Here is a 26,518-nt window from a genome sequence, read left to right on the forward strand (position 1 = left end):
CTCTTATTTAACTTCAACCATATTGTCTTCCGGATTCACATCCGCCAGCCGTTGAGAGAAGTCAATTCCCAAAGCAGAAATCTGGGACTTATTATAGGGAATGGTGAAGGTATATTCCTTTTGTGTCCACGGCCAGTAATTTAAGGTTTTGAAATCACCGTAAATATCCTTTTCCTTCCATTCATGAGTCATATTAAGCGGGATCTGGTAATTCACCACTTTTTTATCGGTCGTTAATATGGAAAAATCAATTGGCATTGGGACCTGACCATTGTTTTCCAGCGTAATGGTAGTGGAATTTTTATCATATTTCACCTCTTTAACCGCGTAATCGATGGTTTTAGTTGTGTTGATCCAGTAATTGTGGAACCATTTCAGATCCATGCCTGAAACTTTCTGTGCAATATGCATCAGATCACGGTCGGTGGGATGTTTAAGTTTCCACTGGTTGTAAAATTCTTTCATGGTTAAGGAAAGATTCTGTTCACCCATAATGTAACCGAGCTGAACCAGGAAAAGTTCCCCTTTAACATAAGAAGCGAACGAATAGGCAGTTCCGTTATCGTGGTGATCGCCGAACCATACTGCAGGTTCTTCGATTCCTCTTTTTACAAAATTGCGGTAACCGTTCAGACTTCCCACAAACGGATTTGCAGCGGGTTCCTTTGGAGGAAAAAGCTGATGCATCACGATGCTTTCGTAATAACTTGTAAAGCCCTCATCCATCCACGGCCTCATGCTTTCGTTGTAAGCCATGATCTGCTGGTTCCAGGAATGGCCGCCTTCATGAACCATCAGTCCCATCAAACCTTCCAGGGAAGTGGATTCGCCCAGAATCATCGTACACATGCCGTATTCCATACCGCCGTCCCCTCCCTGAATAAAGGAGTAAGAAGGATAAACATACCTGCCGTAGGAGGCATTCATCAGCTGAAAAAATTTCGTGATATAAGGTTTTGATTCGTTCCAGAACTTTGTTTTCTCAGATTTTTGGTAAACCAAAAAAACTCTCGGTCCGTCTAGCACCGTGAACGACTCTACCGAGTAATCTCTGTCGGCTGCCCAAGCAAAATCCAGCATGTTTTTGGCGCTCCATTTCCAGGTCGTTTTATTTTTACTGTCCGTTTTAGGGTTTGCATTTGAGTCGTAACCTTTAACTTCTGATGGATTTTCCAGAATTCCTCCGGCGCCGATCACATAATCTTTATCTATTTTAATACTGACATCAAAATCAGCGAAAGGCGCATGAAATTCTCTTCCGATATAATCGAAAGTCGCCCATCCGTCATAATCGTACTCTGCAATTTTCGGGTACCACTGAGTCATGGTCATGTCGATACCTTCTCTGTTATTTCGTCCGGACCGGCGGATCTGCTGCGGAATCACCGCATCCCACTTCATGGTAAAGGTGGTGGAAGAATTGGGCTTAATCGGAGTTGCCAGTTCCACTTTCATTATTGTTTCCTGGATTTCAAATTTCAGGTCTTTTCCGTTCTGTTTTATCCAGTGAATATTCTGAGCGCCTTCTTCATTTTTTGGAATGGAAGCCAGATGCGAAACTCCGTTACTCTGAAGTCGGGAATCGCCATTCTTTCCCTGATTCTGTACACGCTGATCCATCATTGAACCCGGTTTGAAAGCATTCCAGTACAAATGAAAATATACCACATTCAGCTCATCCGGTGAATTATTGGTGTAAGTGAGTGTTTGATTTCCCGCGTATGTGAAATTCTTCGCATCCACATCAATATCCATCTGATATTTCGCCGCTTGCTGGTAATAAGCTTTTTGCTGGGCAGATAAAGTTCCGAAAATAAAAATGAGTGCAATAAGAAATCCTTTGTTCATAGTTGAATTTTTTGAAACCGAAAGATAGGAATTTTAGTTTTTATGGCTGATTTAATTTGTGTTTAAAAAACTAAAAACGTTCCCTTAAATCAATGAAATGAATAGGTTTCCGGCTTTTAAGGTCATGGATCATCGTTAGAAGTTCCTGATGCTCATATACCCGGACTTCCGGTGTCACCCGCAGTTTTGCCCGGAAATGATCCTTCAGTTCTTTGATGAACTTTTCCGATTCCTCTACACAACTGATTTTGACTAAAATTTCATCAGTGCCGATTTCATTCGTTCTGATAATAATCTGGTAGGCAGAAATCCCTTCATACGTATTCAGAAGATCATCGAATGCGGTGGGATAAAGGGTGGTACCCTTATATTTGATCATCTGCTGTTTTCTGCCGATCACTGGTCCAAGTCTCAGAGTTGTTCTGCCACATTCGCATGGTTCAAGGTGCGCTTTTACAATATCGCCGGTCCGGAAACGCAGCAGTGGCAATGCTTCCACGCCCAGTGTTGTAATCACCAATTCCCCGCTTTCGCCTTCCTTTACAGGTTTGAGATTTTCATCTAAAATTTCGGTGATGATGAGTTCCGGATGCTGATGACCACCTTTCTGATGTTCACATTCCGTAAAAGCGGTGCTCATTTCTGTGGACGCGTATGTGGAATAAAGCTTGATGTCCCATTTTTCAGTGATTTTTTTTGCCAGAAGACTCGGACTGAAATCCTGATTTCGCAGGCTTTCGCCGATACAAACCGCGCCGAAAACTGAAGAATTCCGATAATCAATTCCATGATTTTCAGCATATTCGATAAGTTTCAGTAAAAAAGAAGGAACTGTAATTAAGAATTTCGGTTCATAACGGAGAATAGAATCCCACTGGAGTTCCGGAATTCCGGGACCCATCCGGATGATTCCCGCGCCAAGTTTTCTAAGTCCTAAAAAATACGCCAACCCAGCCATAAAACGTTTGTCGATGGTGGTCATGGTCTGTACGAGATCTCCTTTTTTTATTCCGGCACAGGCAAAAGAGATCGCTTCGTTATAGGCCAACCGGTCAAGGTCAGCATCCGACAGGCCGAAACTCACAGGATCACCCAAAGTGCCCGAAGTCGTGCTGAAATCGGCAATTTTATCTTTGGAAACACAGAAAAAATCCTGATTGAACTGCTGCAGATCTTCCTTGCTGGTCGTAGGAATTATGCCCAGATCTTCCAAAGTCCTGATCTCCTCAATTTGAATATTTTCTCTGGCAAAAAGAGTCTGATAGAATTTAGAATTTGTGCTTAAATAAATCAGCAGTTCCTGTAATTTTTTTTCCTGAAAAGCTTTGATCTCTTCGGGCGAGGCATATTCTATTGTGGGGTAAATCTGCAATCTGTTTTTATTTACAAATGTATCAATCAAAGTGGTTCGTACAAAATTTTCATGAAAACATTTGCCAATACCCGATTCATATGCAGGAGCGGTTCTTTTTTTGCACAAAATTCCTTATATTCGCAAACTTAATTTATAAGGATAATTCTTTTTGAACTGACTGAAAATGAAGAAGTTTAACGAATATAAAAACCTCGACCTTACCGCTGTTGCTGAAAATGTTTCCGGTTTCTGGAATGAGCATCAGACCTTTAAAAAATCCGTGGAAATCCGCCAGGGGAAACCTGAATATGTTTTTTATGAAGGTCCGCCTTCTGCGAACGGAATGCCGGGAATTCACCATGTGATGGCGAGAGCCCTGAAGGACATTTTCTGCCGTTATCAGACGCAGAACGGGAAACAGGTTTTCCGGAAAGCCGGTTGGGACACGCACGGTTTGCCTATCGAACTCGGTGTTGAAAAAGAACTCGGAATCACCAAGGAAGATATCGGAAAGAAAATCTCTGTTGAAGAATACAATCAGGCCTGTAGAAATGCAGTGATGCGTTATACCGATGTATGGAATGATTTGACTGAAAAAATCGGCTACTGGGTAGATTTGGATGATCCGTACATCACTTACGAACCCAAATACATGGAAACCGTTTGGTGGCTTCTGAAGCAGCTTTACGATAAAAAATTGCTGTACAAAGGATACACGATTCAGCCATATTCTCCGGCTGCAGGAACCGGCCTGAGTTCGCATGAACTGAACCAGCCCGGAACATACCGTGATGTGTCGGACACCACGGTTGTTGCACAGTTTAAGGTAAAAAAAGAGTCATCAAAATTATTTGATGAAATTTCCGGAGATGTTCACATCTTAGCCTGGACGACCACACCGTGGACTTTACCTTCCAATACCGCACTGGCTGTAGGAAAAGATATTGAATATGTTTTGGTAAAAACCTTTAACCAATATACTTTTGAGCCTGTAAATGTTATTTTGGCAAGTGTTCTTCTTCAGAAAAACTTCGGCAAAAAATATGCTGAAGGAACTGATAAAGATTTCCAGAATTATACTCCCGAAAGCAAAGTAATTCCTTATCAGATTCTAAAGGAATTCACCGGTGCCGATCTGGCCGGAACAGATTACGAGCAATTAATTCCGTGGTTTTTACCTGCGGAAAATCCTGAATCAAGCGAAGCGTATCTTGACCGGAGGGAAAAAAATGCTTTTAAAGTCATTCTCGGAGATTTTGTGACGACAGAAGACGGAACCGGAATCGTACACATTGCACCCACTTTTGGTGCCGATGATGCGCGTGTTGCAAAAGAAAGCGGCATTTCGCCGATGCTGATCAAGGATGAAAACGATAATCTCGTTCCTTTGGTTGATCTGCAGGGAAAATTTATCACCGGTGGAAACACGCCGGAAATTTTTGCCGGAAAATATATCAAAAACGAATATTACGAGGAAGGAACCGCTCCCGAAAAATCCTGGGATGTTGAACTTGCCATCCTTCTAAAAACGGAGAACAAAGCCTTTAAAGTTGAAAAATACGTCCACAGCTATCCGCATTGCTGGAGAACCGATAAACCGGTCCTCTATTATCCTTTGGATTCCTGGTTTGTGAAGATGACGGCCGTAAAAGACCGTCTTGTAGAACTCAACGAAACCATCAACTGGAAGCCGAAATCTACTGGTGAAGGCCGTTTTGCAAACTGGCTCGAAAATGTAAACGACTGGAATCTTTCCCGTTCAAGATACTGGGGAATTCCGTTGCCGATCTGGAGAACGGAAGATTTAAAGGAAGAAATCATCATTGGTTCGGTTGAAGAACTGATGGCTGAAATTGAAAAATCTGTTTCTGCAGGATTCATGTCGGCAAATCCTTTTGAAGGTTTTGAAACCGGAAACATGTCCATAGAAAATTACGCACAGATTGATCTGCATAAAAATATTGTGGATGAAATCATCCTCGTTTCAGATTCGGGAAAACCAATGAAACGCGAATCTGATCTGATCGATGTTTGGTTTGATTCCGGCTCTATGCCTTATGCCCAACTTCATTACCCTTTCGAAAATAAAGAACTGATCGACGAAAGAAAAGCGTTTCCTGCAGATTTTATCGCAGAAGGAGTTGACCAGACAAGAGGTTGGTTTTACACGCTTCATGCCATCGGAACCGCAGTTTTTGATTCGGTTGCGTACAAAAATGTGATGTCGAACGGCTTGGTTTTGGACAAAAACGGCCAGAAAATGTCCAAACGCCTTGGAAATGCTGTAGACCCATTCGAAACGTTGAAAAAATACGGTCCCGACGCGACGCGCTGGTACATGATCGCGAACGCGAATCCGTGGGAAAATCTGAAATTCGATCTGGAAGGAATTGATGAAGTACGAAGAAAATTCTTCGGGACTTTATACAATACCTACTCGTTTTTTGCGCTTTACGCGAATGTGGACAATTTCAACTATTCAGAAAAAGATGTTGAAAACCGTCCGGAAATCGACCGCTGGATTCTTTCTGAACTTAATCTATTAGTGAAAGATGTTACAGAATTTTACAACGATTACGAACCTACGAAAGTGGCAAGAGCCATCAATAATTTCGTGAATGATAATTTAAGTAACTGGTATGTACGGCTTTGCAGAAGACGTTTCTGGAAAGGCGATTATTCTGAAGATAAAATTTCAGCTTATCAGACTTTGTATACCTGTCTTGAAACGGTGGCGAAAATTTCCGCGCCGGTTGCCCCGTTCTTTATGGATCAGCTTTTCCAGGATCTGAACAGTATTACAGGTAAAAATGCCGCAGAATCAGTCCATTTAACAGATTTCCCGGTTGCTGATGAAAGCCTTATCGATCAGGATTTGGTGGAAAAAACCCATTTGGCTCAGCAAATCACTTCGATGGTTTTCTCCTTAAGAAAAAAAGAAAACATCAAGGTCCGCCAGCCACTTCAGAAAGTGATGATTCCTGTTCTGGACGCGAAAAGCGAAGCACAGATTCTCGCGGTTTCTGAACTCATCAAACAGGAAGTGAACGTGAAAGAACTTCAGCTCATCAATGCCGATGAGGCCTCACATCTCATTGTAAAACAGATCAAACCGAATTTTAAAACCTTAGGTTCAAGACTCGGCAAGGATATGAAAACTGTGGGTGCAGAAATTGCAAACTTCACAGCAGAACAGATTTCCACGCTTGAAAAAGAAGGAAAAATGATGATTTCAGGTTATGAAATTTCAACTGCCGATGTGGAAATCTTCACAAAAGACATTCCGGGCTGGACGGTGGCCAGCGAAGGCAAAATGACGGTGGCACTGGATTTGACTCTTACCGATGAACTGAAAGCTGAAGGAATCGCCAGAGAATTCATCAACCGGGTACAGAATTTAAGAAAAGAGAAGGATTTTGACCTGATTGACCGGATTTCGATCCAGATTGAAAACAATTCTCCGTTCGAAAAAGAACTCCAGAACAATAATCAATATATTTCTGCAGAAGTATTGTCGGATAAAATAGAAATTGTAAATTCACTCTCAGTTTTCGATACCATTGAGATCGATGAAGTGAAGTTCAAAATAAAAGTGGAAAAAATATGACATGACGGATCAGGCATTAATTCCCAAAGAACTAATACTAAATCTCTCATTATTAAGTTATCATAATTAAATTATTACGAAATGTCGGAAGAAAGACAACGATACAGTGATGCTGATTTGAAGGAGTTCAAGGAACTTATTCAGGCAAAAATAGAGAAAGCGGAAAGAGACCTGATGCTCATTCGTGAAAGCTTCATCAACGACCAGAACAACGGGACCGATGATACTTCGCCAACCTTCAAGGCATTTGAAGAAGGCGCTGAAACTCTGAGCAAAGAACAGAACGCGATCTTAGCCGGAAGGCAGGAGAAATTCGTGCGCGACCTTAAAAATGCGCTCATCCGGATCGAAAACAAAACCTACGGAATCTGCAGAGTTACCGGAAAACTCATCGGGAAAGACCGCTTGAGAGCTGTTCCGCATGCTACTTTAAGTATCGAGGCAAAAAATTTACAGCGGTAAAAGCTGTTCATTACAACATATTATTTAGGTTTATAATGTTTCCGGCAAACGGTGCATTGTAAACCTATTTGAATTTTAAAAATTTCAGTGATTTGGAAGTGTTATTTGCTGTTTTGGGAATCGGTTTGATCCTGTATTTTTTCAGGGACAGGTTGCGTAAGAAAATCCTTCCGCCGCCGGAAAAATACCAATCCATCGATGACAGGTTCAATGCCGAAAGGAAAAACCGGGAAATAGAAATTGATAGCCTGCTTAGTAAAATGGGCAGAAACGGACTCGATGACCTCAGCGAAAAAGACAGAAAACGCCTCAATGAACTCTCCAAAAAATAATCTTTCTTTTAAAACCAGTTAAAAAAATGGAATCCTTAATCGTTCACCCGAAAAACCAGATGGAACTCAACGCGCTGAAAGGCGTTATGAAAGATATGGGCATCAGATATGAAAAGTTTCACACCAGAAATACCCTGAATCCTCAAAAATTCGAACCGAGAGATGCGGCGAAAAAAACAACCAAACCTGCAAGAAACTTTAAAGACAAACCCAAGCGCGACGAGTAATGAAGAAAATAGCTTTAATCACTTTCATCATCCTTTTAATTGATCAGGTTTCTAAATTTTACATCAAAACCCACTTTAATCTGGGCGAGAGTGTAGATGTTCTCCCCGGTTTCAAACTGACTTTTGTCGAAAACCCAGGAATGGCCTACGGATTTCACTTTGGTGGTCTTATTGGTAAATATTTCCTTGTTCTGGTAAGGATTTTCCTGATCGGGGGAATGGTGTACCTGTTCAGAAAATGGCTGAAAGAAGGGGCTTCCAATTATCTGCTTATTCCGATGTCGATGATTTTTGCCGGCGCCATTGGGAATTTAATCGACGGAATGTTTTACGGACTCATTTTCGACAGCGGAACCGTGTTTGATGCAAGTATTGAACGTTGGATTGATTATGGCGGAATTTCAAAAGTGGTGGAATTCGGGAACGGTTACTCAACTTTTATGAAGGGTTGCGTAGTCGACATGCTCCATTTCCCGCTTGTAGACTGGAATGTTCCTGAAAGCTGGCCTTTAATCGGCGGCAAACATCTTGAATTTTTTAAATATATCTTTAATGTAGCCGATTCTGCGATTACCCTAGGTGCAGTTTTGCTGATTATTTTCAGAAAAAAAGCTTTCCCGAACGGTCTGGATTTTTAAAGAAATTTCATTTTGCTGCAGATTTTCCTGTATAAAATAATTTTTTAAAGTGAAAATGCCAACAACCAAAGAACTTCTGGACGGAATTAAATCCGGTGACAAACGTCTCCTCGGGAAGGCCATCACTTTGATTGAAAGCAAAAAGTCTGAACACCGCGAACAGGCTGAAGAACTGCTGAAAGAAATCCTTCCGTTTACCGGAAAATCCATACGCATCGGTATTACTGGCGTGCCGGGCGCGGGAAAATCCACTTTTATTGAAAATTTTGGAAAAGTGGCTCTTGAAAAAGGCAAAAGAGTGGCTGTTCTCGCCATAGATCCCAGTTCAACAATCAACAAAGGCTCTATTTTGGGTGACAAAACCAGGATGGAGGATCTTTCGAAGGAAGTCAATGCATTTATCCGTCCAAGCCCGAGTTCCGGATTTCTGGGCGGCGTCGCAAATACGACTTTCGAAACGATGTTGCTGTGTGAAGCGGCAGGTTACGATTATATTCTGATCGAAACCGTCGGCGTCGGACAGAGCGAAACCCTCGTTGCAGATATCACTGATGTTTTTCTGTTTTTAAAAATCATCGGAGGTGGCGATGAACTTCAGGGAATCAAACGCGGAATTATGGAGATGGTAGACCTCATCTTCATCAACAAAGTGGAAGCTGAAAACCGCAGTAAAGCCAAAAACACGAGATTGGAACTGATTCGCGCACTACAGTTTTTAACGCCAAAAGAAAAGGGCTGGAAAATTCCCGTACTCATGGGATCAGCTTTGAATAACGAAGGGCTGCATGAGGTTTACTCCGCAATTAACGAATTTATTGAGGTTAAAATCAAAAGCGGCCGCTTTCTGAAAGTGAGACAGGAGCAGGCTGAAAAACGTTTCCAGTATTGGGTTCAGGAATATATCTTAAAGGCTTCTACTCAGAATAAGGACCTGGAAACATTATTTGAAGAACACAAAAAAAATGCTTCCGGTCTGAAATCGAATCCCAGTTCGGAAGCAAAAAATTTCGTTCAGAAACTTCTCGGCCCATCTATTTAACCGCTTCGTTTTTCATGATATATCCGTCATAGGATATTGGCTGCCGGTCACTGGAATTGACCGATACAAAAGCTTTTCCGTTCTTATACACTTCAATGATGATCGTTTTGGCAGGCTGCTGATCGTTGGTTTCAATCTGAACTACAGTTTTTCCTTTTTTACCGGTGTTCTTTTTAACCGCAAAATCTTTGGAGGTGAAGGTATATCCGTTTTTGGAGAGATCCCTACTTGCACTGAAGCTTCTGCCGAAATAAGGAAGATTTACTTCCAAAACAGATTTTTTTAAAATTACAGCATTTCCGTAACTTAAATTCAGGATTCTTGATGAGGTTGAATTGGGAATAGAATTCATGACATTGATGACATCGTAATTCGTGGGAATTGCTTTTTGTGCCATAAAGGTGAATTCATCATTATTAATTGCTGTTTCCAGAGATTTTGGATCCATATAAGTCTGTGAAGTACAGCCCTGAATAAAAAAAAGGACTCCACAAATTATCATTATTATTTTTTTCATAGCATCATGTATTTCTTTTTTAACAATACAAATTTAGTGCTAATGAGATCTTAAAAAATCTTTGGAATAAAAATTGTTTAAAATGATTCATTAAATAAGAAACTATTATGAAAATTACACAACTACTTGGAATGACAGCTTTAACCCTTACGGTAGCTGCCTGCACAACCAATCCAATTACCGGTAGAAAATCCCTGCAGATTGCAAACAATTCCGAAATTGAAGCAATGGCATTGCAGCAGTACAAACAAACACTCTCCACTTCTAAGGTGATCAAAGGAACGACAGCGGCCAAAAGCGTGCAGAATGTTGGTCTGAGAATAAAAAATGCAGCCAATAATTATTATAAAGGAATCGGAAGAGAGGCCGATTTGGCTGGATATAAGTGGGAATTCAATCTGATTCAAGACAAACAGGTAAATGCCTGGTGTATGCCTGGCGGTAAAGTTGCGGTGTATACAGGCCTTTTACCGATTTCCCAGAACGATACCGGTCTGGCAGTAGTAATGGGCCATGAAATTTCCCATGCTCTTGCAGGTCACGGAAATGAAAGAATTTCACAGGCAATGGTTGCTCAATATGGTGGTGCAATTTTAGGCAGCAGCATTTCAAACGGACAGATCGCGGCAATCTTTCAGCAGGTATATCCTATTGGCGCACAGGTTGGCTTGCTCGCATACGGCAGAAAACAGGAACTTGAAGCAGATCAGATGGGTTTATATCTAATGGGAATGGCGGGATATGATCCTAGACAGTCACTCCCTTTCTGGAACAGAATGGAAGCTGCATCTCAAGGTTCGTCAAGACCACCGGAGTTTTTATCAACTCACCCGGGACCTGAAAACAGAATGGCCGCTTTGAACGAAAATATGGATAAGGCGATGACGTATTACCGCGCAGCAGGCGGAAAATAATAAATCTTCAATTAATATCAAACCTTCCTGAATTTTCATTAAATTTGGGAAGGTTTTTAATTTTAAGATTATGAAAAGTTTAACAACTGTAGGATTTGTACTGCTGGCAATTGCTTCCATTTTATTTTATCTGACTACAGATTTTCTCATCGATAAATTCACCCTTTCCCATGTCATGGGCATTTTAGGAGGCATTGGAATCGGTCTGATCATTGGCGGAATGGTAGGTTATATGAGTAAAGGCTCGGCGATGAAAGAAGATCAGCGAAGAAAAGAACTCCTACAACTGAAAAAAGAAAAAGCAGAACTGGAAAAACAGACTGCCGATTTAGAAAGACAGCAATCGGAAATCCCTCCAGATTCCGGCAGATTTTATTGATAAATAAGAAAAGACTCAGCAATTGTGGGTCTTTCTTATTTATTTAGGTAAACCGCGACTTTCAATCAATCAGAGAAGCCAGGTTTTTGATTAAATTTTTATGTCTGGTCACAAAGGGATTATTCTGATCCCAGACATATCCCGCCAATACTGCACAGATTTTCTGCTTAATGTCTTTATTTTCTTCGGAGTGAAAGAAAAGTTTCTGAAGATTCCCGGTATACCACTCCCGCACATAAGTTGAAAAAACATCCACACCGGAGAGGATGTACTCTGCATAATCTTTTTGCCAGTCTACTTTTTCTCCCCTAATCTGCCGTATCGCCAGTTTTGCCGCGAGCATCCCTGACTCAGTAGCGAATGCCATTCCTGACGAAAAAACTGGATCCAAAAATTCCGCAGCATTTCCGGTTAAAGCAAACCCGTCGCCATAAAGTTTTTTTACAGAACAGGAATAATTGGACATTTTCCAGGGTTCAAAAAGAAATTCAGCATTTTTAAACCTTTCCGCGTAATAATTGGACGAATCAATGGCATTCTGCAATGCTTCCGTGGTGTTTCCCGAAGCAGAAAGGTTTTCAATATACGCTGTAGGTCCTACAATTCCGATGCTTGTATTTCCGTTGGAGAACGGAATGACCCAAAGCCATACCTCAGTATCGATGATATCGAAGGAAATCTGCGTTCCTTCAGTATTTCCCTGTCTTTGTAAGTCTTTAACATGAGAAAATATGGCGGAATGGGGATCCAGTTTTGAAGGGTTTTCCAAATCAAGCAACCGTGCCAATACCCTGCCGTAGCCACTGGAATCGAGGATAAATTTTGCATGGATTTCCTTAGTTTCCCCATTTTTAGTTCTGACGATGGAAACCGAATCTGTTCCGTTGAACTCAATAGCGATCAATTCAGTTTCAAATTCCAGATCAACCCCCTGTTTTAAAATTTCTTTGGCCAAAGCATCATCAAAATCAGCTCTCGGCACCTGCCACGTCCAGTCCCATCCTTCGCCGAATTTATCGTTGAAATCAAACTGACAAACATCGTTACCTTTCAAGAATCTGGCGCTGTGTTTTTTTTCAAAACCCATCGCGTTGAGTGCAGGAAAAAGACCGGCCTCTTCAAAATGATCCATCACTCTTGGGATCAGGCTTTCGCCTACCACCAAACGGGGGAATTTTGATTTTTCCACGACCTTCACTTTCATGCCGTTACGGTGAAGAAAAGCAGAGGAGACACAGCCGGAGGGTCCGGCTCCGATGACCAACACATCTACAGATTCTTTCGTCATATTTTTTTATATTTGTAAACCAAATTAAATATACAAATATTTGATTTATAATAAGTTTTCTTTTAAAGAATGATCAATGAGATTAAATAGAGATTTGAAAATCGAAGATTTCCAGGAAGTTGTTTTCAGAAAAGTTCCGGTTGATCTGGATGAGGCTTTGGTAAAAAGGGTGGATGAAAGTTTTCAGTTTCTTAAAGACTTTTCAAAAAATAAAGTTATTTACGGGGTAAATACCGGTTTCGGGCCCATGGCGCAGTACCGCATTTCGGAAGAAGACCGCTTACAGCTCCAGTATAATCTGATCAGAAGCCATTCTTCAGGTATCGGAAACCCACTTTCTCCTACGGTAGTAAAGGCGGTGATGTTGGCAAGGCTCAATACCCTTTCTTTGGGAAATTCCGGAATTCATACTTCAGTAGTTTTTTTACTGCGCGAGCTCATTAACCGAGACATCACTCCGCTGATTTTTGAACACGGAGGTGTTGGCGCAAGCGGCGATCTGGTGCAGCTGGCTCATTTGGCGCTCGTACTGATCGGCGAAGGCGAAGTTTTTTACAAAGGGGAACGAAAATCTACCCAGGAAGTTTTCGCAATCGAAAATCTAAAGCCTATTAAGGTCGAAATCCGTGAAGGACTCGGACTGATGAACGGTACTTCAGCAATGTCAGGAATTGGCATCATCAACACTTACCATGCCCGAAAACTTCTGAAAATTTCTATAAAACTCTCATGCGCCATCAATGAACTCGTTCAGGCGTATGATGATCATTTCTCGGAAGCTTTAAATGCCACCAAGAAACACGCAGGACAGCACAAAATTGCAGAAAAGATGCGGGATTACCTTTCCGACAGCCAATTGATCCGCAAAAGAGAAGACCACCTTTACCAAAACGAGACGCAGGAAGATATTTTTAAAGACAAAGTTCAGGAATATTATTCGTTGCGCTGCGTTCCCCAGATTCTGGGCCCAGTCCTCGAAACCCTTGAAAATGCAGAAAATGTGTTGGAAAGAGAAATTAATTCGGCAAACGACAACCCGATTATCATTTCAGAAGACAACCATGTGTATCACGGTGGAAACTTTCATGGTGATTATATTTCCCTGGAAATGGACAAACTTAAACTTGTAGTCACCAAACTCACCATGCTGGCCGAAAGGCAGCTGAATTACCTATTAAATTCGAAAATAAACGAAATTTTTCCACCCTTTATGAATCTGGGGAAACTGGGATTCAATTTTGGAATGCAGGGCGTGCAGTTCACGGCCACTTCTACAACAGCAGAGAACCAAATGCTCTCGAACTCCATGTACGTTCACAGCATCCCAAATAATAACGACAACCAGGATATTGTAAGCATGGGAACCAATGCGGCCCTCATCTGCAGCAAAACCATCGTCAATGCATTCGAAGTGTTGGCTATTGAAGCAGTAACGATCGTTCAGGCAGTCGAATTTATGGGTTCTCAGGACAAAATTTCTGCTTCCACGAGAAAAATCTATGAAGAAATCAGGGAAATTATTCCGGCTTTTTCAGAGGATATGATCATGTATCCGTATATCGAAAAAGTGAAAAATTATTTAATGGAAAACGAATTCTAGAATTATGCGGAAATGTGCCATTGTTACAGGAGGATCCAGAGGAATCGGAAGAGCAGTATGTCTTAAGCTTGCGGAAGAAAAGAACTATCACCTTCTCATCAATTATCAGTCGAATGAAGCGGCTGCCCTTGAAACTTTGGAAGCCGTTGAAAAACTTGGTTCCACCGGAGAAATTCTCAGATTTGATGTCGGAAACGCAGAAGAAACGCAGAAAACACTTGAAAATTGGGAAGAAAAAAATCCGGATTCAATTGTAGAAGTCATCATTAATAATGCCGGAATCACGCGCGACGGTCTTTTTATGTGGATGAGTCCTGATGACTGGAATTCGGTTATGAATACTAGTGTGAACGGCTTCTTCAATGTCACGCGTTTTTTTATCCAGAAAATGCTGAGAAACAAATACGGAAGAATCATCAACATGGTTTCCGTTTCCGGATTGAAGGGAACTGCAGGACAAACCAATTATTCTGCCGCGAAAAGTGCTGTAATCGGCGCCACAAAAGCCCTGGCTCAGGAAGTCGCAAAAAGAAATATTACGGTAAACGCAGTAGCTCCGGGTTTTATTAAAACAGAAATGACTGCAGATTTTAACGAAAATGAACTCAAAGCCATGATTCCGGCGAACCGTTTCGGAGAAGCTGAAGAAGTTGCGGATCTGGTTGCTTTTCTGGCAGGCAGAAAATCCTCCTACATTACAGGTGAAATTATCAACATCAACGGCGGAATTTACTCGTAATTATTTTAAAGAAGCTTTTTCGGCAGCAGTAAGACCTTTCGAAGATTTTAAATATTCCCTCATATAATTTTTCAGTCCCGAATTCTGTCTTGAATAATTTTTAAGGATGAAATTTTTATCTTCTGTGATTTTGGATCTGTAATTCACGATTTTCGGCAGGTTTTCCTGAATACTAAAACGGATAAAGCGAAGTTCCGCCTGCGCAGGATTCGCAGCGATAGTGCTTTCCAGTAATTTTATTCCCGCTGTCAGTGCCGTTTTGCGCTCACTGCCTTTCATAAATTTTGCTGAGATAATCTCCGATGCCGCCCTATAGCCCCTAAAAACAGGATCGGACGAGGAAGTTTTTGCCACCATGGTTTTGAAAGAATCTGCATTTGCTTTTGAAAGATTTGCAGCCGGATAATTATTTCTGACCGTCTGAAGATCATGGGTCTGAAAAAAGAGAAGGAAAGAAGTCAGGAGAAGAAAAAGGGTTTTCATTATTGTATTTTATATTTTACCGACATCTTTAATGCAATAGTCTGACCAAAAGAGGCCGTACTTTTTACTTTGATCTCTTCGTCTTCCGAGATATCCAGCGTCAGCACCAATCCCGGCGTTAATTCCGGGTTGATGAACGAGATGAATTTTACGTTGGATGCGGAAGTGAAAAACAGTTTTTTCTGCAGAATCTCTTCTGTTAACTCCTTCACCATCTGCAGCATGCAGACACCAGGAACCACCGGATTTTCGGGAAAATGCCCTTTGTAGATTTCGTGATTTTTGTTCAGGAACACATGAACCAGAAAAATCCCGGTTTCCGTTTTTTCCGTAGACTTTACGGTATAAAAATCCTTTAAAGCAGCCATTGGTTTATATTCAGGAATTTTTACAGGATTTTTACATTCCCAGACTTGTACGGACTCTTTTCAACGTCTCTGTAGCTATTTCGCGTGTTTTTCCGGCTCCGGACTGAAGTTTTTCTTCCAATTCGGGAAGGTTGTTCATGTAATACGTAAAAAGTTCGCGGTCTTTTGAAAATCTAACCAAGATCAGATCAAGTAATTCCTTTTTTGCATGGCCATACCCAAAATTTCCGGCGAGGTATTTCTGTCTTAAAACTTCCGTTTCTTCACTGGAAGCAATGAGTTCGTACAGCGCAAAAACTTTGTCGGAGGCCGGATCTTTCGGCTCTTCCAGGGATTTGGAATCGGTTTCAATACCCATTACCTGCTTTTTCAGTTCTTTTTCCGGAAGAAAAATATTAATGATATTTCCTCTGGATTTCGACATTTTCTGGCCGTCGGTTCCGGGAACATATTTCGTGTCTTCCTGAAGTTCAGCCTGCGGAAGCACAAAAACCTCTCCCATCTGGTGGTTGAATCTTGCACCCATATCACGTGCCATTTCCAGATGCTGAAGCTGGTCTTTCCCAACAGGAACAATTTCGGCATCATACAGCAGAATATCTGCAGCCATTAGAACCGGATAGGTAAAAAGTCCTGCGTTAACATCATCCAGACGGTCGGCTTTATCTTTAAAAGAATGCGCCAAAGTAAGCCTTTGGTACGGATAGAAACACGAAAGATACCAGGAAAGTTCACAGACCTCGGGAATGTCGCTCTGGCGGTAAAAAAAAGTTTTACCGGTATCCAAACCACACGCGAGCCATGCTGCCGCGATTTCGTAAGTATTCTGTTTAAGTGCTGCTGCATCTTTAATCTGCGTTAAGGAATGCATGTTTGCGATAAAAAGAAATGATTCGTTTTCAGGTTTTTTCGAAAGTTCTATTGCGGGAATAATCGCTCCCAAAAGATTTCCGAGATGCGGGGTTCCTGTTGCCTGTATTCCGGTTAGGATTCTTGCCATAAGATTCGATTGAATTAGAATTTAAATATTTGGGCAATTTGCGATCACTCAAAATTCAGTGCAGCAAAAATAACAATTATTACGGACTTTTTTTAGATGAGCAAGTTACCGTCCTTCACCTTCATCTGAAAAATTTCAGCGCAGTTAAAAAGTATAAACATTTTTTAGTTATTTTTGATTTCTAACAGAAGTGGTTTCATTCCTAGAAAGAAACGCGCCTAAATAATTTAAAATAATGATAAAGAATGTGATGGCCGCCACCTGCGGAATAACCCTGTTTTTAATTTCATGCACCCCGAAAGTGACGACGGTTACGACTGTGAACACCAATACTTCAGACAAACTGGCTCAGGGGAAAACCATTTTCGATAATTCCTGCAAACGTTGTCATGATCTGCCGAATCCAGCAGACCATTCTGCACAGGACTGGGTGGGAATTTTGAACAGAATGGCCCCAAAGGCAAAACTGAGTGACGAGCAGCATCAGCTGGTCTATGATTTTGTGGCAGCAGGAGCTAAAAAGTGATGGTATCGAATTCTGATGAATTTAAAAGTGTGCCGAACGCTTAAAAATTAAACACTCTTTCTTTTTATGATTCTCCTTTTTGGTTTCAGGAGTTAATATTTGTGATGCGATCCTATATGGATCCTATAAGGATTCTATATGCAACCTATATCCTCCTCGGATGGATTTTCCAAGGCTTAAATGGACGGTAAGAAAGTTAAACAGCAGTTGGATTTTTTGGAAAAATTTGTTTTCTAGTTGGATTTTCACGGAAAAAAAATCCGGAATCAGACCGCTCATACATTCCAGAATTCCCGGTCCAGACTTCGGTATTGGATGGCTTCTGAAATATGTTCGGAATTGATTTTTTCTGAATCTTCCAGATCGGCAATGGTTCTGGAAACTTTCAGGATCCTGTCGTACGCTCTGGCTGAAAGGTTGAGTTTTTCCATCGCTGTTTTGATGAGATTTTTCGAAGTTTCATCGAGCTCGCAGAATTTTTCGATTTCTTTCGGACCCATCTGAGCGTTATAACTCATTTCCAAATCCTGATACCTTTCTGTCTGCTTTTCACGCGCCTTCAGAACCCGCTGTCTGATGGCCTCACTCTGCTCTCCTTTCCTCCGGTCAGAAAGCTGCTCAAATTCCACTTTCTGGACTTCAATATGGATATCGATCCTGTCCAGAAGCGGTCCCGAAAGCTTGTTCATATAGCGCTGCATCTCCAAGGCGGAAGAAGTATTGTTCGGATCATCGGGAAAATATCCGCTCGGACTAGGATTCATACTCGCAATCAGCATAAAACTTGCCGGGTAGTTCACCGAGAATTTTGCACGGGAAATGGTAACTTCACGGTCTTCGAGCGGCTGCCGCATCACTTCGAGCACCGTTCTTTTAAATTCCGGCATCTCATCCAGAAACAGAACCCCGTTGTGCGCCAGAGAAATTTCTCCGGGCTGCGGATAACTTCCGCCACCAACCAGAGCCACATCTGAAATCGTATGATGTGGACTTCGGAAAGGACGAATGGTCATAAGCGAGGTTTCCGTTCCGATTTTTCCGGCTACAGAATGAATTTTTGTTGTTTCCAGCGCTTCTTTAAGGGTTAGGGGCGGCAAAATACTCGGAACTCTTTTGGCGAGCATGGTTTTCCCGCTTCCTGGCGGGCCGATGAGAATAATGTTGTGTCCGCCAGCTGCTGCGACTTCCATGGCACGTTTTGCAGTTTCCTGACCTTTGACTTCAGAAAAATCAAAAGGGAAATAGTTGATTCTATCCTGAAATTCTTTTCTCGTATCAATTTCCGTTCTTTCCAGTGGAATTCCTTCATTAAAAAAATCAATGACTTCCTTAATATTTTCAACACCATACACTTCAAGGCTATTCACGATGGCGGCTTCCCGCGTATTCTGTTTTGGCAGAATGATGCCTTTGAAACCGTCTTCCCGCGCTTTTATAGCAATGGGAAGCACCCCCTTTATCGGCTGAAGGCTGCCGTCTAGCGACAATTCGCCCATAATGATATAGTCTCCGATATTTTCTGCAACAATCTGATCAGAAGCCACCAAAATTCCGAGCGCAATGCTTAAATCATAAGCGGATCCCTCTTTTCTGAGGTCGGCAGGAGCCATATTGATCGTGATTTTTTTTCCGGGAATTTTAAAACCGCCATTTTTGAGTGCAGCAGAAATCCGGTAACTGCTTTCCTTAATGGCATTATCAGGCAGACCAACCAAATGATAGCCTACTCCTGCAGTATCAACATTCACCTCTATGGTGATGATCTGAGCAGAAACTCCGTGAATGGCACTTCCGTAGATTTTGACCAACATTCCGGGTTATTTTGATGAGTAAATTTAAAAAATTTCTTTTATTTGAATGACATTTTTACTTTTACACCTGCTAAACATTAATTTTGTCTGAAATATGAATCTGGAATATATAAAATCACATCTTGAAGCGTACCGGGCGAATGACCAGATTCTGGATGCGGCAGCGTTTCTCATCAGAAATTTCGGACTTGATCACGAGAATTTCGGTGGTTTTGGATTTCGCGAAGAACTTTCATCAAAATCATTACTGCTGACCGCAGAAGGCAGGCTCGGCGAACAACAGAAAGTCATGATTCCCAAAAACCTTTTTGATTTCGATTTGGTTCTAGTAGCGAATATGATGGCGCACGAAATGCTGCATGTGCGCCAGAAAGCTCCCGGAAATGTGGTGGAGGATAAAAATGAAAGGGAATTTCAGGCGTACTATGAAATGATGTTCCATGAAATCTTTCCGCAGATTCCTGAGGCTTCCGACTTCCATAAAAAACAGTTCGGCGAAAAAGCGCTTGAATATTACCGCAGGATGGGTGAAAATTCTGTCCTTCAGAAAAAATATGCTGAAAGCAAACTCAAAACAGAAAATTTAATCAATTCTTTACCAAAATGACAAAACCTGAAATATCCTGGAGCGATTTTGAAAAAATAGATCTCAGAAGCGGAACCATCATTTCCGCTAAAGATTTCCTGGAAGCCCGAAACCCATCTTACAAACTGGAAATTGATTTTGGGGACCTCGGAATTAAAAAATCTTCCGCGCAAATCACCGAACTTTATTCAAAAGAAGCTTTGACCGGGATGCAGATTCTGGCTGTCGTGAACTTTCCGAAAAAACAGATCGCCAATTTTTTCAGCGAATGTCTGGTTCTGGGTGTTTATGGGGAAAACAAAGAGGTGACGCTTTTAACCACTTCTTTACCGGTGAAAAATGGGCTTGAAGTTGGATAATTTATTAACTTCGTTTTACAAATCCTTAATTTCCGTTTAAGATGATCCAGCAAATCCCTTTAGAAAAAGTCCTCTTCCTCGACATTGAAACGGTACCGCAATCGGGGAAGTGGGAAGATTTGAATGAAACCGACCAGTATCTCTGGGACAAGAAAACCAGAATGCAGCGCAAAGAAGATTTTACGGCCGAAGAATTTTACGGTGAAAGAGGCGGAATTATGGCGGAATTCGGTAAGATCATCTGTATTTCGGTTGGAATACTCGAGAAGAGTGAAAAACTGATGATCAGAAGTTTTTTTGGAGACGATGAAAAAATGCTTCTGCAGGAATTCGGAGAAATCTTCAACCGCCCGAAACTCCGCGATGTTATTCTCTGCGCGCACAACGGAAAGGAATTTGACTTCCCTTGGATTGCCAGACGTTTTCTCATTAACGGAATGCAGCCACCGAAACCGTTTCAGATGTTCGGTAAAAAACCTTGGGAAATCCCGCATCTCGACACGATGGAACTCTGGAAATTCGGGGATTACAAATCATTCATTTCACTGGAACTTTTGGCGCATGTTTTCGGAATTCCTACGCCGAAAGATGACATCGACGGCTCTATGGTTTCGTCGATCTATCATATAGAAAAAGACTTATTTAGAATAGTTCAATATTGTGAAAAAGATGTCTTAACTTTGGCAAACGTTTTCAGGCGTCTCCGTCAGGAAGAATTACTGGAACGAAAATCTGATTAATTTAAAGAAAAGAACCTGTTCACTAAAGTGAATTTGGTATGAAAAAACAAAAAAAATGGCTTTTACCGACGACCAAATTGCCGACATCGGCGAAAATATCATCAAAAACTTAAAAACGGTCTACGATCCCGAGATCCCGGTTGACATTTATGAACTCGGACTTATTTATGATGTGCAGATTTCTGAGGAAGGCGAAGTGAAAGTAATCATGACTCTAACCACACCAAACTGTCCGGTTGCTGAAAGTTTACCTGCTGAAGTCCGGGAAAGAATCGCTGAAGTGGAAGGCGTAAAAAATGTAGATCTGGAACTTACTTTCGAACCATCATGGAACAAGGACATGATGAGCGAAGAGGCCCGTTTTGAGTTGGGAATGGTTTAATTATCCTATTTATAATTAAAACTGACGGTTTTTTTCACATCAGGATGTAGAGAAAGCGCAACCGGACAGTTCAGTGCCGTTTCCTTTATAAATTCTTTTTCATCCTCTGAAAAATTTCCTTTAAAATAAAGGTCACAGACAATTTCCCCGATTTTTCTCGGCTTTGGATTCATGATTTTCTGAAGCTCCGCATACGATCCGTCAATAACAATTCCTTTATCTTTTCCCAGGATCGCGACTGTTGTCAGCATACACTGCGCCAGCGAAGTTGCACAGAGATCTGTGGGTGAAAAAGCGGCTCCTTTCCCGTGATTATCGGTAGGTGCGTCGGTTAAAATGACGTTTCCTGACTGTACATGTTCAGATTCGCAGCGCAGATCGCCGAGGTAGGTTATTTTTGAAGTCATGATGGATGTTTAAAAATGAAAAATATCTTTCGCCTGGTTGTAAGCACTTTCAAAGTTAAGCAGATTCAGCGAATGGTTAATCTTTTCTGTCGCCATAAAGTTGATCACCTGTTCCGTCGGCATATTTCCTACCAGATCATCCTTCGCCATCGGGCAGCCGCCAATTCCTTTAATGGCCGAATCAAATCTTCTGCAGCCTTTGTCGTATGCTGATTTGAGTTTTCGGTAAGAATCTTCGTACCGGTTGTGAAAATGCGCTCCGAAGTCGATCTCAGGATATTTTGCCGGAATTTTTTCAAAAAGAACTTCAATACTCGCGGTATCAGCAACACCGGTTGTGTCTGAAAGCAAGATGTTTTTTATCCCGATTTCACTGAAACGGTTCGTCCAGAAATCCACTTCCTGCCAGTCCCATTTCTCTCCGTAAGGATTGCCGAAAGCCATTGAAAAATATATATTCAGTTGCTTATTCTGACTTCCTGTAAGTTCAAATATCCTCAGGATATCCTGAAAAGCCTCCTCCTGATTTTTATTCGTGTTGCGGTACTGAAAAGTTTCGGAAATCGAAAAAGGAAAACCCAGAATATCGACATTCTGATGTTCAAGCGCTTTTTCGGCGCCACGGAAATTGGCCACAATCACAGAAAGTTTCGTGTCTGAAAGCGTTTTGTCAATTTCATCAATCACCTGCCCGGAATCTGCCATTTGCGGAATGGCTTTTGGGGAGACAAAACTTCCGCAATCCAGCACATCGAAACCCACTTCCATCAAGGCATTGATATAGTCGATTTTCTGTTGGGTCGGAATCATTTCATTCCAGCCTTGCATGGCATCTCGCGGACATTCGGTTAAAAACATTTTGGTTTTTGATTTTCTCAAAGATAGCAAAACTTTAAAAAATAATATAGAAAGGCACAGCTGAAATAATTATTTGAGTATTAATCAGTTGACCTCTTCCCTGATGTACAGCTAAAAATAAGCTTCTCCTTTTATCCTTACCTCCACCGAAAATTTTAACTTTGTTAAAATTTTATTTTATGCAGACAATTGAATTCAGCCAGGAATGGAAAACAAAACTGTTGAACCGTTTCCTTTCTTACGTTAAAATTTATTCAACCAGCGATCCCGAAAGCGAAGCCACTCCGTCTACAGAAAGACAGTGGGATATTGCCAAATATATTTTTGAAGAGCTGAAAGCATTGGGTTTAAGCGATGTAAAACTCGACGGTAACGGTTATATTTATGCCTACGTTCCTTCAAATACAGAAAATGACAGTGAACCGGTTGTAGGATTTATTTCCCATTATGACACTTCGCCGGATTTCAGCGGCGAGAATGTAAATCCTCAGATTTGGAAAGAGTATAACGGCGAAGATCTTGTTTTGAACAAAGAAACAGGATTCACGCTTTCTTCTTCAAAATTCAAAAGCCTTAAAGATTATATCGGAAAAACGCTGATTACGACCGACGGAACCACACTTCTCGGTGCCGATGACAAAGCCGGTTTGGCGGAAATCGTTACCGCCGCAGAATATCTTCTCGCACATCCGGAAATCAAACATGGGAAAATTGCCATAGGTTTTACTCCTGACGAAGAAATCGGCCGCGGTGCACATAAATTTGATGTGAAAAACTTCGGTGCCGACTGGGCGTATACGATGGATGGTGGTGTAGTGGGCGAACTCGAATACGAAAATTTCAACGCTGCAGGTGCAGTTGTAAAAATCCACGGATTGAGTGTTCACCCTGGTTATGCATTCGGACAGATGGTGAATGCAAGTCTTCTGGCGGCTGAATTTATAAAAATGCTTCCGGAAAACGAAACGCCTTCCACCACAAAAGGCTTTGACGGGTTTTATCACCTGACCGATTTAAAATCAGATGTTTCTGAAGGGAAAATTCAATATATCATCCGGGACCACGATGAAGAAAAATTTGAAGCCAGAAAAAAATTCATGATCGATAAAGTAGCGGAATTCAACGAAAAATTTGGAGAAGGTACCGCTGAAATTGAGATCAAGGAGCAGTACCGCAACATGAAACAGCAGTTTGAAGGCAAAATGCACATTGTGGATCTTGCTGAACAGGCGATGAAAGAGGCGAATATTGAACCGAAAATAAAAGCCATCCGCGGTGGTACCGACGGTGCACAGCTTTCTTATATGGGATTGCCTTGCCCGAATATTTTTGCCGGCGGCCTGAATTTTCACGGACCTTACGAATATGTAGCGCTCGAAAGCATGGAAAAGGCAGTTGAAGTGATCATCAATATTGCAAAAGCGAAAAAAAGCTGATAAAATTCACTGATAATCACTCAAATTATAAATTTCAACGAAGTGGAGCATCTTTTTTTCTGAGGTCTTCACTTCTTTGTTTTCAGAATTAAACTTCCGTTAACGGACTTTTGAAAAATTAAATTTAAATTCATCTGCATTTCAATACGAACAATTAACTTTGAAAAAACTTTAATGGAAAAACGCAATGTAGAAATCGTTGTTCTTTCAGATATCCATTTGGCGACGTACGGCTGTCACGCCTCGGAACTGGTGGCTTATCTGAAAAGCATCAATCCGAAGCTGCTGATTCTGAACGGCGACATCATCGATGGCTGGGCTTTTTCCAAAAAGTACTTCCCCAATTCGCATATGGCGGTTCTGAGTGAATTCTTCAGGATGATGAAAAGCGAAACCCAGATCATTTACATTACCGGAAACCACGACGAATTTCTGAGAAAATATTCAGACCTCACGATGGGAAACCTCTTCCTGACCGATAAATACCTGCTGGAAATCAACGGTAAAAAACACTGGCTGTTTCATGGCGATATTTTCGATAATACGACCAAAGGCGGCGCAAAATTCATCGCGAAAATCGGCGGGATTGGTTACGACTGGCTCATCCTGGTGAACAGGGCAATCAACTTCCTGCTCGAAAGTATGGGTCAGAAAAAAGTTTCCCTTTCCAAAAAAATCAAGAATTCTGTTAAAAATGCAGTGAAATTTATCGGTGATTTCGAAGAAAAAGCAATTGAACTCGCCATCGAAAACAAATACGATTTCGTGATCTGCGGGCACATTCATCAGCCTGCAGACCGGACGGTTACAACAGAAAAAGGTTCTGTGCGCTACCTGAATTCGGGTGACTGGATCGAAAATCTAAGTTATCTGGAATATGATAACGGCGAATGGAAACTCCTGTATTTTGATGAAACCAAATTTGAGAAACCTACAATCGAGGAAAATGACATCTCTGTAAATGTGGATGAACTCATTCATCCGAATGTTTTTGCCGCTTTTGTTGGGCAGAAAGTATAAAATTTAAATTATTTCTTCAGAAAAGCATCCCAACCCTGTGCGTTCAGGGCAATCAGTTCACCGCTGCCTCTGGCCACGAGAAAATTACCCTGTTCCAAATCCACCGCGTGGCCAATAATGCTGAAATCGGGGTGGTTTTTAATTTTTTCGAAATCCTCCGGAGAAATCGTGAAGAGCAACTCAAAATCCTCACCGCCATTCATGGCGCACATCACAGGATTCAGGTTGAGTTCATCCGCAGTGGATATCGTCAGTGAATCCATTGGTATTTTTTCTTCATAAAGTCTGAAACCTACTTTACTCTGATCAGAAAGATGCAGAATTTCAGAAGAAAGTCCGTCTGAAACATCAATCATTGAAGTCGGCATCACGTCGAGTTCTTTCAGTGTTTTTTTAATGTCGGTTCTCGCTTCCGGTTTCAGCTGTTTTTCAAGAATATAATCATAGCCTTCCATTTCAGGCTGCATATTCGGATTGGCGAGAAATACAGAATGTTCGCGTTCCAGAATCTGGAGTCCCAAATAAGCGCCCCCCAAATCTCCGGTTACTACCAATAAATCATTCGGTTTTGCTCCGTTTCTTCTCACGATATTTTCTGAATTTTCAAGACCGATAGCGGTAATGCTCATGACCAACCCTGAAGTGGAGCTTGTTGTATCTCCGCCCACCAGATCAACTTTGTAGCGTTTACAGGCCAAAGCAATTCCTGCATAAATTTCTTCAAGCGCTTCTACCGGAAAGCGGTTGGAAATGGCCAATGAGACCAGAATCTGCGTCGGAACTGCATTCATGGCCGCAATATCGCTCAGATTCACGACCACTGCTTTGTAACCCAAATGTTTCAAAGGAACATAGCCGAGATTAAAATGAACACCTTCCGCCAAAACATCAGTCGTTACGACCACTTTTTGTCCTTTTGGATTGATGACGGCTGCATCATCCCCGATGGAAACTTCAGTAGATTCATTCTCAAAACTAAAATTTTCGGTTAAATGTTTGATCAGTCCGAATTCGCCAAAAGCGGAAATGGGAGTGAGTTGTGGAGCTTTATCTTCGAGCATGGTGATGGGTGTTTAAACGGTGTTAATGGCGAGGGTAAAAAATTAAAGAAATTGTGAGGGGTCCGTGTTTTCCGGTCGGAAGGGAAGGTTTTTCAGGTCTTCTCTGGTCAGAACTTTGGTGTTTTCGGTGCTGAATTCCTTCATGACTTCCAGGATATCATCCGGTGGTGTGGTGGTTTTTCGCAGCATCATATCAATCCAGACTCCTGTTGCTTCAGAAGTAGCACAATGGGTACCGTCTTCATGATAAAATTTATGCACAAACTGGTAAATGCTTGCATCTTCAGACATTCCGGAGATCTCAAGGCTTACATAAATGGTTTGGTCCGGAAGAATTTCCTTAAAAAACGAATACCTTTCATGCAGCATCACTGGTCCTATTCCCCATCTGTTGAGTTCCTTAAGCCCCATTTTGTGGGTATTCATGAAAGCCATCCGGGTTTGGGCACAATATTCAACATAAGTGGAATTGGCGAGATGGCGGTTTGCATCAATATCGCTCCAGCGCACTTCAAATTTATAATGATATACAGACAT

The 26,518-nt window shown here is 41.6% G+C and carries 29 protein-coding genes; 17 read left to right on the plus strand and 12 right to left on the minus strand.

Annotated elements, in window-relative coordinates; translation table 11 throughout:
• Positions 1-3: 3 nt before the first annotated feature.
• Together FUA25_RS08085 and FUA25_RS08090 are read right to left on the minus strand one after the other, a co-directional pair.
• The gene (locus tag FUA25_RS08085; RefSeq protein ID WP_147756413.1) at positions 4-1,848 is read right to left on the minus strand and encodes a M1 family metallopeptidase; all 1,845 of its coding nucleotides are present in this window, start codon (positions 1,846-1,848) and stop codon (positions 4-6) included.
• 70 nt (positions 1,849-1,918) lie between these two features.
• Positions 1,919-3,214, minus strand: a complete 1,296-nt coding sequence (locus FUA25_RS08090; RefSeq protein WP_147756945.1) for a phenylacetate--CoA ligase family protein — start codon at positions 3,212-3,214, stop codon at positions 1,919-1,921.
• A 172-nt stretch (positions 3,215-3,386) separates the two neighbouring features.
• On the opposite strand from FUA25_RS08090, the gene ileS reads away from it, so the two are divergent.
• The 6 genes from ileS (at position 3,387) to meaB (ending at position 9,507) form a co-directional block, all read left to right on the plus strand.
• Positions 3,387-6,809, plus strand: a complete 3,423-nt coding sequence (gene ileS, locus FUA25_RS08095) for an isoleucine--tRNA ligase (RefSeq protein WP_147756414.1) — start codon at positions 3,387-3,389, stop codon at positions 6,807-6,809.
• Between the two features lie 81 nt (positions 6,810-6,890).
• A complete protein-coding gene (locus FUA25_RS08100) occupies positions 6,891-7,271 on the plus strand; it encodes a TraR/DksA family transcriptional regulator (RefSeq protein WP_147756415.1) in 381 nt (126 codons plus the stop codon).
• 98 nt (positions 7,272-7,369) lie between these two features.
• Entirely contained in the window at positions 7,370-7,603 is a 234-nt protein-coding gene (locus FUA25_RS08105; protein WP_228411688.1) for a DUF6576 domain-containing protein, read from the plus strand.
• A 26-nt stretch (positions 7,604-7,629) separates the two neighbouring features.
• Complete coding sequence (locus FUA25_RS08110; RefSeq protein ID WP_147756417.1) at positions 7,630-7,830, plus strand: DUF2683 family protein; 201 nt, start codon at positions 7,630-7,632, stop codon at positions 7,828-7,830.
• Positions 7,830-8,468, plus strand: a complete 639-nt coding sequence (locus tag FUA25_RS08115) for a lipoprotein signal peptidase (protein ID WP_147756418.1) — start codon at positions 7,830-7,832, stop codon at positions 8,466-8,468. The genes FUA25_RS08110 and FUA25_RS08115 overlap by 1 nt, the downstream gene beginning before the upstream one ends.
• Positions 8,469-8,523: 55 nt before the next feature.
• On the plus strand, positions 8,524-9,507 hold the full coding sequence (gene meaB, locus FUA25_RS08120; RefSeq protein ID WP_147756419.1) for a methylmalonyl Co-A mutase-associated GTPase MeaB: 984 nt from the start codon (positions 8,524-8,526) through the stop codon (positions 9,505-9,507).
• Here the strand turns inward: meaB and FUA25_RS08125 are convergent.
• A complete protein-coding gene (locus tag FUA25_RS08125; protein WP_147756420.1) occupies positions 9,500-10,024 on the minus strand; it encodes a DUF4251 domain-containing protein in 525 nt (174 codons plus the stop codon). The two genes, meaB and FUA25_RS08125, sit on opposite strands and share 8 nt — an antisense overlap.
• Before the next feature lie 107 nt (positions 10,025-10,131).
• On the opposite strand from FUA25_RS08125, the gene FUA25_RS08130 reads away from it, so the two are divergent.
• Both FUA25_RS08130 and FUA25_RS08135 read left to right on the plus strand, forming a co-directional pair.
• On the plus strand, positions 10,132-10,938 hold the full coding sequence (locus FUA25_RS08130) for a M48 family metallopeptidase (RefSeq protein ID WP_147756421.1): 807 nt from the start codon (positions 10,132-10,134) through the stop codon (positions 10,936-10,938).
• Between the two features lie 70 nt (positions 10,939-11,008).
• Positions 11,009-11,317 (plus strand): lipopolysaccharide assembly protein LapA domain-containing protein, encoded by a 309-nt coding sequence (locus FUA25_RS08135; RefSeq protein ID WP_147756422.1) that lies wholly within the window; start codon positions 11,009-11,011, stop codon positions 11,315-11,317.
• A 61-nt stretch (positions 11,318-11,378) separates the two neighbouring features.
• On the opposite strand, the gene FUA25_RS08140 is transcribed toward FUA25_RS08135, so the two are convergent.
• Positions 11,379-12,605: an NAD(P)/FAD-dependent oxidoreductase gene (locus FUA25_RS08140; RefSeq protein ID WP_147756423.1), complete on the minus strand. Its 1,227-nt coding sequence runs from the start codon at positions 12,603-12,605 to the stop codon at positions 11,379-11,381.
• Between the two features lie 76 nt (positions 12,606-12,681).
• Between FUA25_RS08140 and hutH the strand changes: the two genes are divergently transcribed.
• Together hutH and fabG are read left to right on the plus strand one after the other, a co-directional pair.
• A complete protein-coding gene (gene hutH, locus FUA25_RS08145; RefSeq protein ID WP_147756424.1) occupies positions 12,682-14,205 on the plus strand; it encodes a histidine ammonia-lyase in 1,524 nt (507 codons plus the stop codon).
• Between the two features lie 4 nt (positions 14,206-14,209).
• On the plus strand, positions 14,210-14,944 hold the full coding sequence (fabG, locus tag FUA25_RS08150; protein ID WP_147756425.1) for a 3-oxoacyl-ACP reductase FabG: 735 nt from the start codon (positions 14,210-14,212) through the stop codon (positions 14,942-14,944).
• Here the strand turns inward: fabG and FUA25_RS08155 are convergent, their stop codons facing one another.
• Genes FUA25_RS08155 through trpS form a run of 3 tightly spaced genes read right to left on the minus strand, consistent with a single transcriptional unit; the run spans position 14,945 to position 16,795 of the window.
• Positions 14,945-15,427: a hypothetical protein gene (locus tag FUA25_RS08155; protein WP_147756426.1), complete on the minus strand. Its 483-nt coding sequence runs from the start codon at positions 15,425-15,427 to the stop codon at positions 14,945-14,947.
• Positions 15,427-15,795, minus strand: a complete 369-nt coding sequence (locus FUA25_RS08160; protein WP_147756427.1) for a 3-hydroxyacyl-ACP dehydratase — start codon at positions 15,793-15,795, stop codon at positions 15,427-15,429. The genes FUA25_RS08155 and FUA25_RS08160 overlap by 1 nt, the downstream gene beginning before the upstream one ends.
• Positions 15,796-15,826: 31 nt before the next feature.
• On the minus strand, positions 15,827-16,795 hold the full coding sequence (trpS, locus tag FUA25_RS08165; RefSeq protein ID WP_147756428.1) for a tryptophan--tRNA ligase: 969 nt from the start codon (positions 16,793-16,795) through the stop codon (positions 15,827-15,829).
• A gap of 235 nt (positions 16,796-17,030) precedes the next feature.
• On the opposite strand from trpS, the gene FUA25_RS08170 reads away from it, so the two are divergent.
• Positions 17,031-17,321 (plus strand): cytochrome C, encoded by a 291-nt coding sequence (locus FUA25_RS08170; RefSeq protein WP_147756429.1) that lies wholly within the window; start codon positions 17,031-17,033, stop codon positions 17,319-17,321.
• A 275-nt stretch (positions 17,322-17,596) separates the two neighbouring features.
• Here the strand turns inward: FUA25_RS08170 and FUA25_RS08175 are convergent, their stop codons facing one another.
• On the minus strand, positions 17,597-19,132 hold the full coding sequence (locus FUA25_RS08175; protein ID WP_147756430.1) for a YifB family Mg chelatase-like AAA ATPase: 1,536 nt from the start codon (positions 19,130-19,132) through the stop codon (positions 17,597-17,599).
• 94 nt (positions 19,133-19,226) lie between these two features.
• On the opposite strand from FUA25_RS08175, the gene FUA25_RS08180 reads away from it, so the two are divergent.
• The 4 genes from FUA25_RS08180 to FUA25_RS08195 are packed head-to-tail and all read left to right on the plus strand — an operon-like array spanning position 19,227 to position 21,199.
• Positions 19,227-19,739 (plus strand): hypothetical protein, encoded by a 513-nt coding sequence (locus FUA25_RS08180; RefSeq protein WP_147756431.1) that lies wholly within the window; start codon positions 19,227-19,229, stop codon positions 19,737-19,739.
• A complete protein-coding gene (locus tag FUA25_RS08185) occupies positions 19,736-20,077 on the plus strand; it encodes a tRNA-binding protein (RefSeq protein WP_147756432.1) in 342 nt (113 codons plus the stop codon). The genes FUA25_RS08180 and FUA25_RS08185 overlap by 4 nt, the downstream gene beginning before the upstream one ends.
• Positions 20,078-20,118: 41 nt before the next feature.
• A complete protein-coding gene (locus FUA25_RS08190; RefSeq protein WP_147756433.1) occupies positions 20,119-20,817 on the plus strand; it encodes a 3'-5' exonuclease in 699 nt (232 codons plus the stop codon).
• A gap of 55 nt (positions 20,818-20,872) precedes the next feature.
• A complete protein-coding gene (locus tag FUA25_RS08195) occupies positions 20,873-21,199 on the plus strand; it encodes an SUF system Fe-S cluster assembly protein (protein ID WP_147756434.1) in 327 nt (108 codons plus the stop codon).
• Positions 21,200-21,204: 5 nt separating this feature from the next.
• On the opposite strand, the gene FUA25_RS08200 is transcribed toward FUA25_RS08195, so the two are convergent.
• Together FUA25_RS08200 and FUA25_RS08205 are read right to left on the minus strand one after the other, a co-directional pair.
• Positions 21,205-21,606 (minus strand): OsmC family protein, encoded by a 402-nt coding sequence (locus tag FUA25_RS08200; protein ID WP_147756435.1) that lies wholly within the window; start codon positions 21,604-21,606, stop codon positions 21,205-21,207.
• 9 nt (positions 21,607-21,615) lie between these two features.
• The gene (locus FUA25_RS08205; protein WP_147756436.1) at positions 21,616-22,464 is read right to left on the minus strand and encodes a hydroxymethylglutaryl-CoA lyase; all 849 of its coding nucleotides are present in this window, start codon (positions 22,462-22,464) and stop codon (positions 21,616-21,618) included.
• A gap of 179 nt (positions 22,465-22,643) precedes the next feature.
• Here FUA25_RS08205 and pepT point away from each other — a divergent pair, with 179 nt between their 5' ends.
• Positions 22,644-23,900: a peptidase T gene (gene pepT, locus FUA25_RS08210; RefSeq protein WP_147756437.1), complete on the plus strand. Its 1,257-nt coding sequence runs from the start codon at positions 22,644-22,646 to the stop codon at positions 23,898-23,900.
• A 174-nt stretch (positions 23,901-24,074) separates the two neighbouring features.
• Positions 24,075-24,920: a UDP-2,3-diacylglucosamine diphosphatase gene (locus tag FUA25_RS08215; protein WP_147756438.1), complete on the plus strand. Its 846-nt coding sequence runs from the start codon at positions 24,075-24,077 to the stop codon at positions 24,918-24,920.
• A gap of 8 nt (positions 24,921-24,928) precedes the next feature.
• On the opposite strand, the gene thiL is transcribed toward FUA25_RS08215, so the two are convergent.
• Both thiL and FUA25_RS08225 read right to left on the minus strand, forming a co-directional pair.
• Positions 24,929-25,981, minus strand: a complete 1,053-nt coding sequence (thiL, locus tag FUA25_RS08220) for a thiamine-phosphate kinase (RefSeq protein ID WP_147756439.1) — start codon at positions 25,979-25,981, stop codon at positions 24,929-24,931.
• Positions 25,982-26,023: 42 nt separating this feature from the next.
• Positions 26,024-26,518 carry an acyl-CoA thioesterase gene (locus FUA25_RS08225; RefSeq protein WP_147756440.1) on the minus strand — a complete coding sequence of 165 codons (495 nt, stop codon included), beginning with the start codon at positions 26,516-26,518 and terminating at the stop codon, positions 26,024-26,026.

Source organism: Chryseobacterium sp. (assembly GCF_008014695.1).
In the GTDB taxonomy this organism is placed as follows: Bacteria; Bacteroidota; Bacteroidia; order Flavobacteriales; family Weeksellaceae; genus Kaistella.

What these genes read in the sequence shown, in the direction of transcription:
- FUA25_RS08085 (WP_147756413.1), bottom strand. Translation starts at nt 1,848, where the DNA reads ATGAACAAAGGATTTCTTATTGCACTCATTTTTATTTTCGGAACTTTA.
- ileS (WP_147756414.1), top strand. Translation starts at nt 3,387, where the DNA reads ATGAAGAAGTTTAACGAATATAAAAACCTCGACCTTACCGCTGTTGCT.
- FUA25_RS08100 (WP_147756415.1), top strand. Translation starts at nt 6,891, where the DNA reads ATGTCGGAAGAAAGACAACGATACAGTGATGCTGATTTGAAGGAGTTC.
- FUA25_RS08110 (WP_147756417.1), top strand. Translation starts at nt 7,630, where the DNA reads ATGGAATCCTTAATCGTTCACCCGAAAAACCAGATGGAACTCAACGCG.
- FUA25_RS08115 (WP_147756418.1), top strand. Translation starts at nt 7,830, where the DNA reads ATGAAGAAAATAGCTTTAATCACTTTCATCATCCTTTTAATTGATCAG.
- meaB (WP_147756419.1), top strand. Translation starts at nt 8,524, where the DNA reads ATGCCAACAACCAAAGAACTTCTGGACGGAATTAAATCCGGTGACAAA.
- FUA25_RS08125 (WP_147756420.1), bottom strand. Translation starts at nt 10,024, where the DNA reads ATGAAAAAAATAATAATGATAATTTGTGGAGTCCTTTTTTTTATTCAG.
- FUA25_RS08130 (WP_147756421.1), top strand. Translation starts at nt 10,132, where the DNA reads ATGAAAATTACACAACTACTTGGAATGACAGCTTTAACCCTTACGGTA.
- FUA25_RS08135 (WP_147756422.1), top strand. Translation starts at nt 11,009, where the DNA reads ATGAAAAGTTTAACAACTGTAGGATTTGTACTGCTGGCAATTGCTTCC.
- FUA25_RS08140 (WP_147756423.1), bottom strand. Translation starts at nt 12,605, where the DNA reads ATGACGAAAGAATCTGTAGATGTGTTGGTCATCGGAGCCGGACCCTCC.
- hutH (WP_147756424.1), top strand. Translation starts at nt 12,682, where the DNA reads ATGAGATTAAATAGAGATTTGAAAATCGAAGATTTCCAGGAAGTTGTT.
- fabG (WP_147756425.1), top strand. Translation starts at nt 14,210, where the DNA reads ATGCGGAAATGTGCCATTGTTACAGGAGGATCCAGAGGAATCGGAAGA.
- FUA25_RS08155 (WP_147756426.1), bottom strand. Translation starts at nt 15,427, where the DNA reads ATGAAAACCCTTTTTCTTCTCCTGACTTCTTTCCTTCTCTTTTTTCAG.
- FUA25_RS08160 (WP_147756427.1), bottom strand. Translation starts at nt 15,795, where the DNA reads ATGGCTGCTTTAAAGGATTTTTATACCGTAAAGTCTACGGAAAAAACG.
- trpS (WP_147756428.1), bottom strand. Translation starts at nt 16,795, where the DNA reads ATGGCAAGAATCCTAACCGGAATACAGGCAACAGGAACCCCGCATCTC.
- FUA25_RS08170 (WP_147756429.1), top strand. Translation starts at nt 17,031, where the DNA reads ATGATAAAGAATGTGATGGCCGCCACCTGCGGAATAACCCTGTTTTTA.
- FUA25_RS08175 (WP_147756430.1), bottom strand. Translation starts at nt 19,132, where the DNA reads ATGTTGGTCAAAATCTACGGAAGTGCCATTCACGGAGTTTCTGCTCAG.
- FUA25_RS08180 (WP_147756431.1), top strand. Translation starts at nt 19,227, where the DNA reads ATGAATCTGGAATATATAAAATCACATCTTGAAGCGTACCGGGCGAAT.
- FUA25_RS08185 (WP_147756432.1), top strand. Translation starts at nt 19,736, where the DNA reads ATGACAAAACCTGAAATATCCTGGAGCGATTTTGAAAAAATAGATCTC.
- FUA25_RS08190 (WP_147756433.1), top strand. Translation starts at nt 20,119, where the DNA reads ATGATCCAGCAAATCCCTTTAGAAAAAGTCCTCTTCCTCGACATTGAA.
- FUA25_RS08195 (WP_147756434.1), top strand. Translation starts at nt 20,873, where the DNA reads ATGGCTTTTACCGACGACCAAATTGCCGACATCGGCGAAAATATCATC.
- FUA25_RS08200 (WP_147756435.1), bottom strand. Translation starts at nt 21,606, where the DNA reads ATGACTTCAAAAATAACCTACCTCGGCGATCTGCGCTGCGAATCTGAA.
- FUA25_RS08205 (WP_147756436.1), bottom strand. Translation starts at nt 22,464, where the DNA reads ATGTTTTTAACCGAATGTCCGCGAGATGCCATGCAAGGCTGGAATGAA.
- pepT (WP_147756437.1), top strand. Translation starts at nt 22,644, where the DNA reads ATGCAGACAATTGAATTCAGCCAGGAATGGAAAACAAAACTGTTGAAC.
- FUA25_RS08215 (WP_147756438.1), top strand. Translation starts at nt 24,075, where the DNA reads ATGGAAAAACGCAATGTAGAAATCGTTGTTCTTTCAGATATCCATTTG.
- thiL (WP_147756439.1), bottom strand. Translation starts at nt 25,981, where the DNA reads ATGCTCGAAGATAAAGCTCCACAACTCACTCCCATTTCCGCTTTTGGC.
- FUA25_RS08225 (WP_147756440.1), bottom strand. Translation starts at nt 26,518, where the DNA reads ATGTCTGTATATCATTATAAATTTGAAGTGCGCTGGAGCGATATTGAT.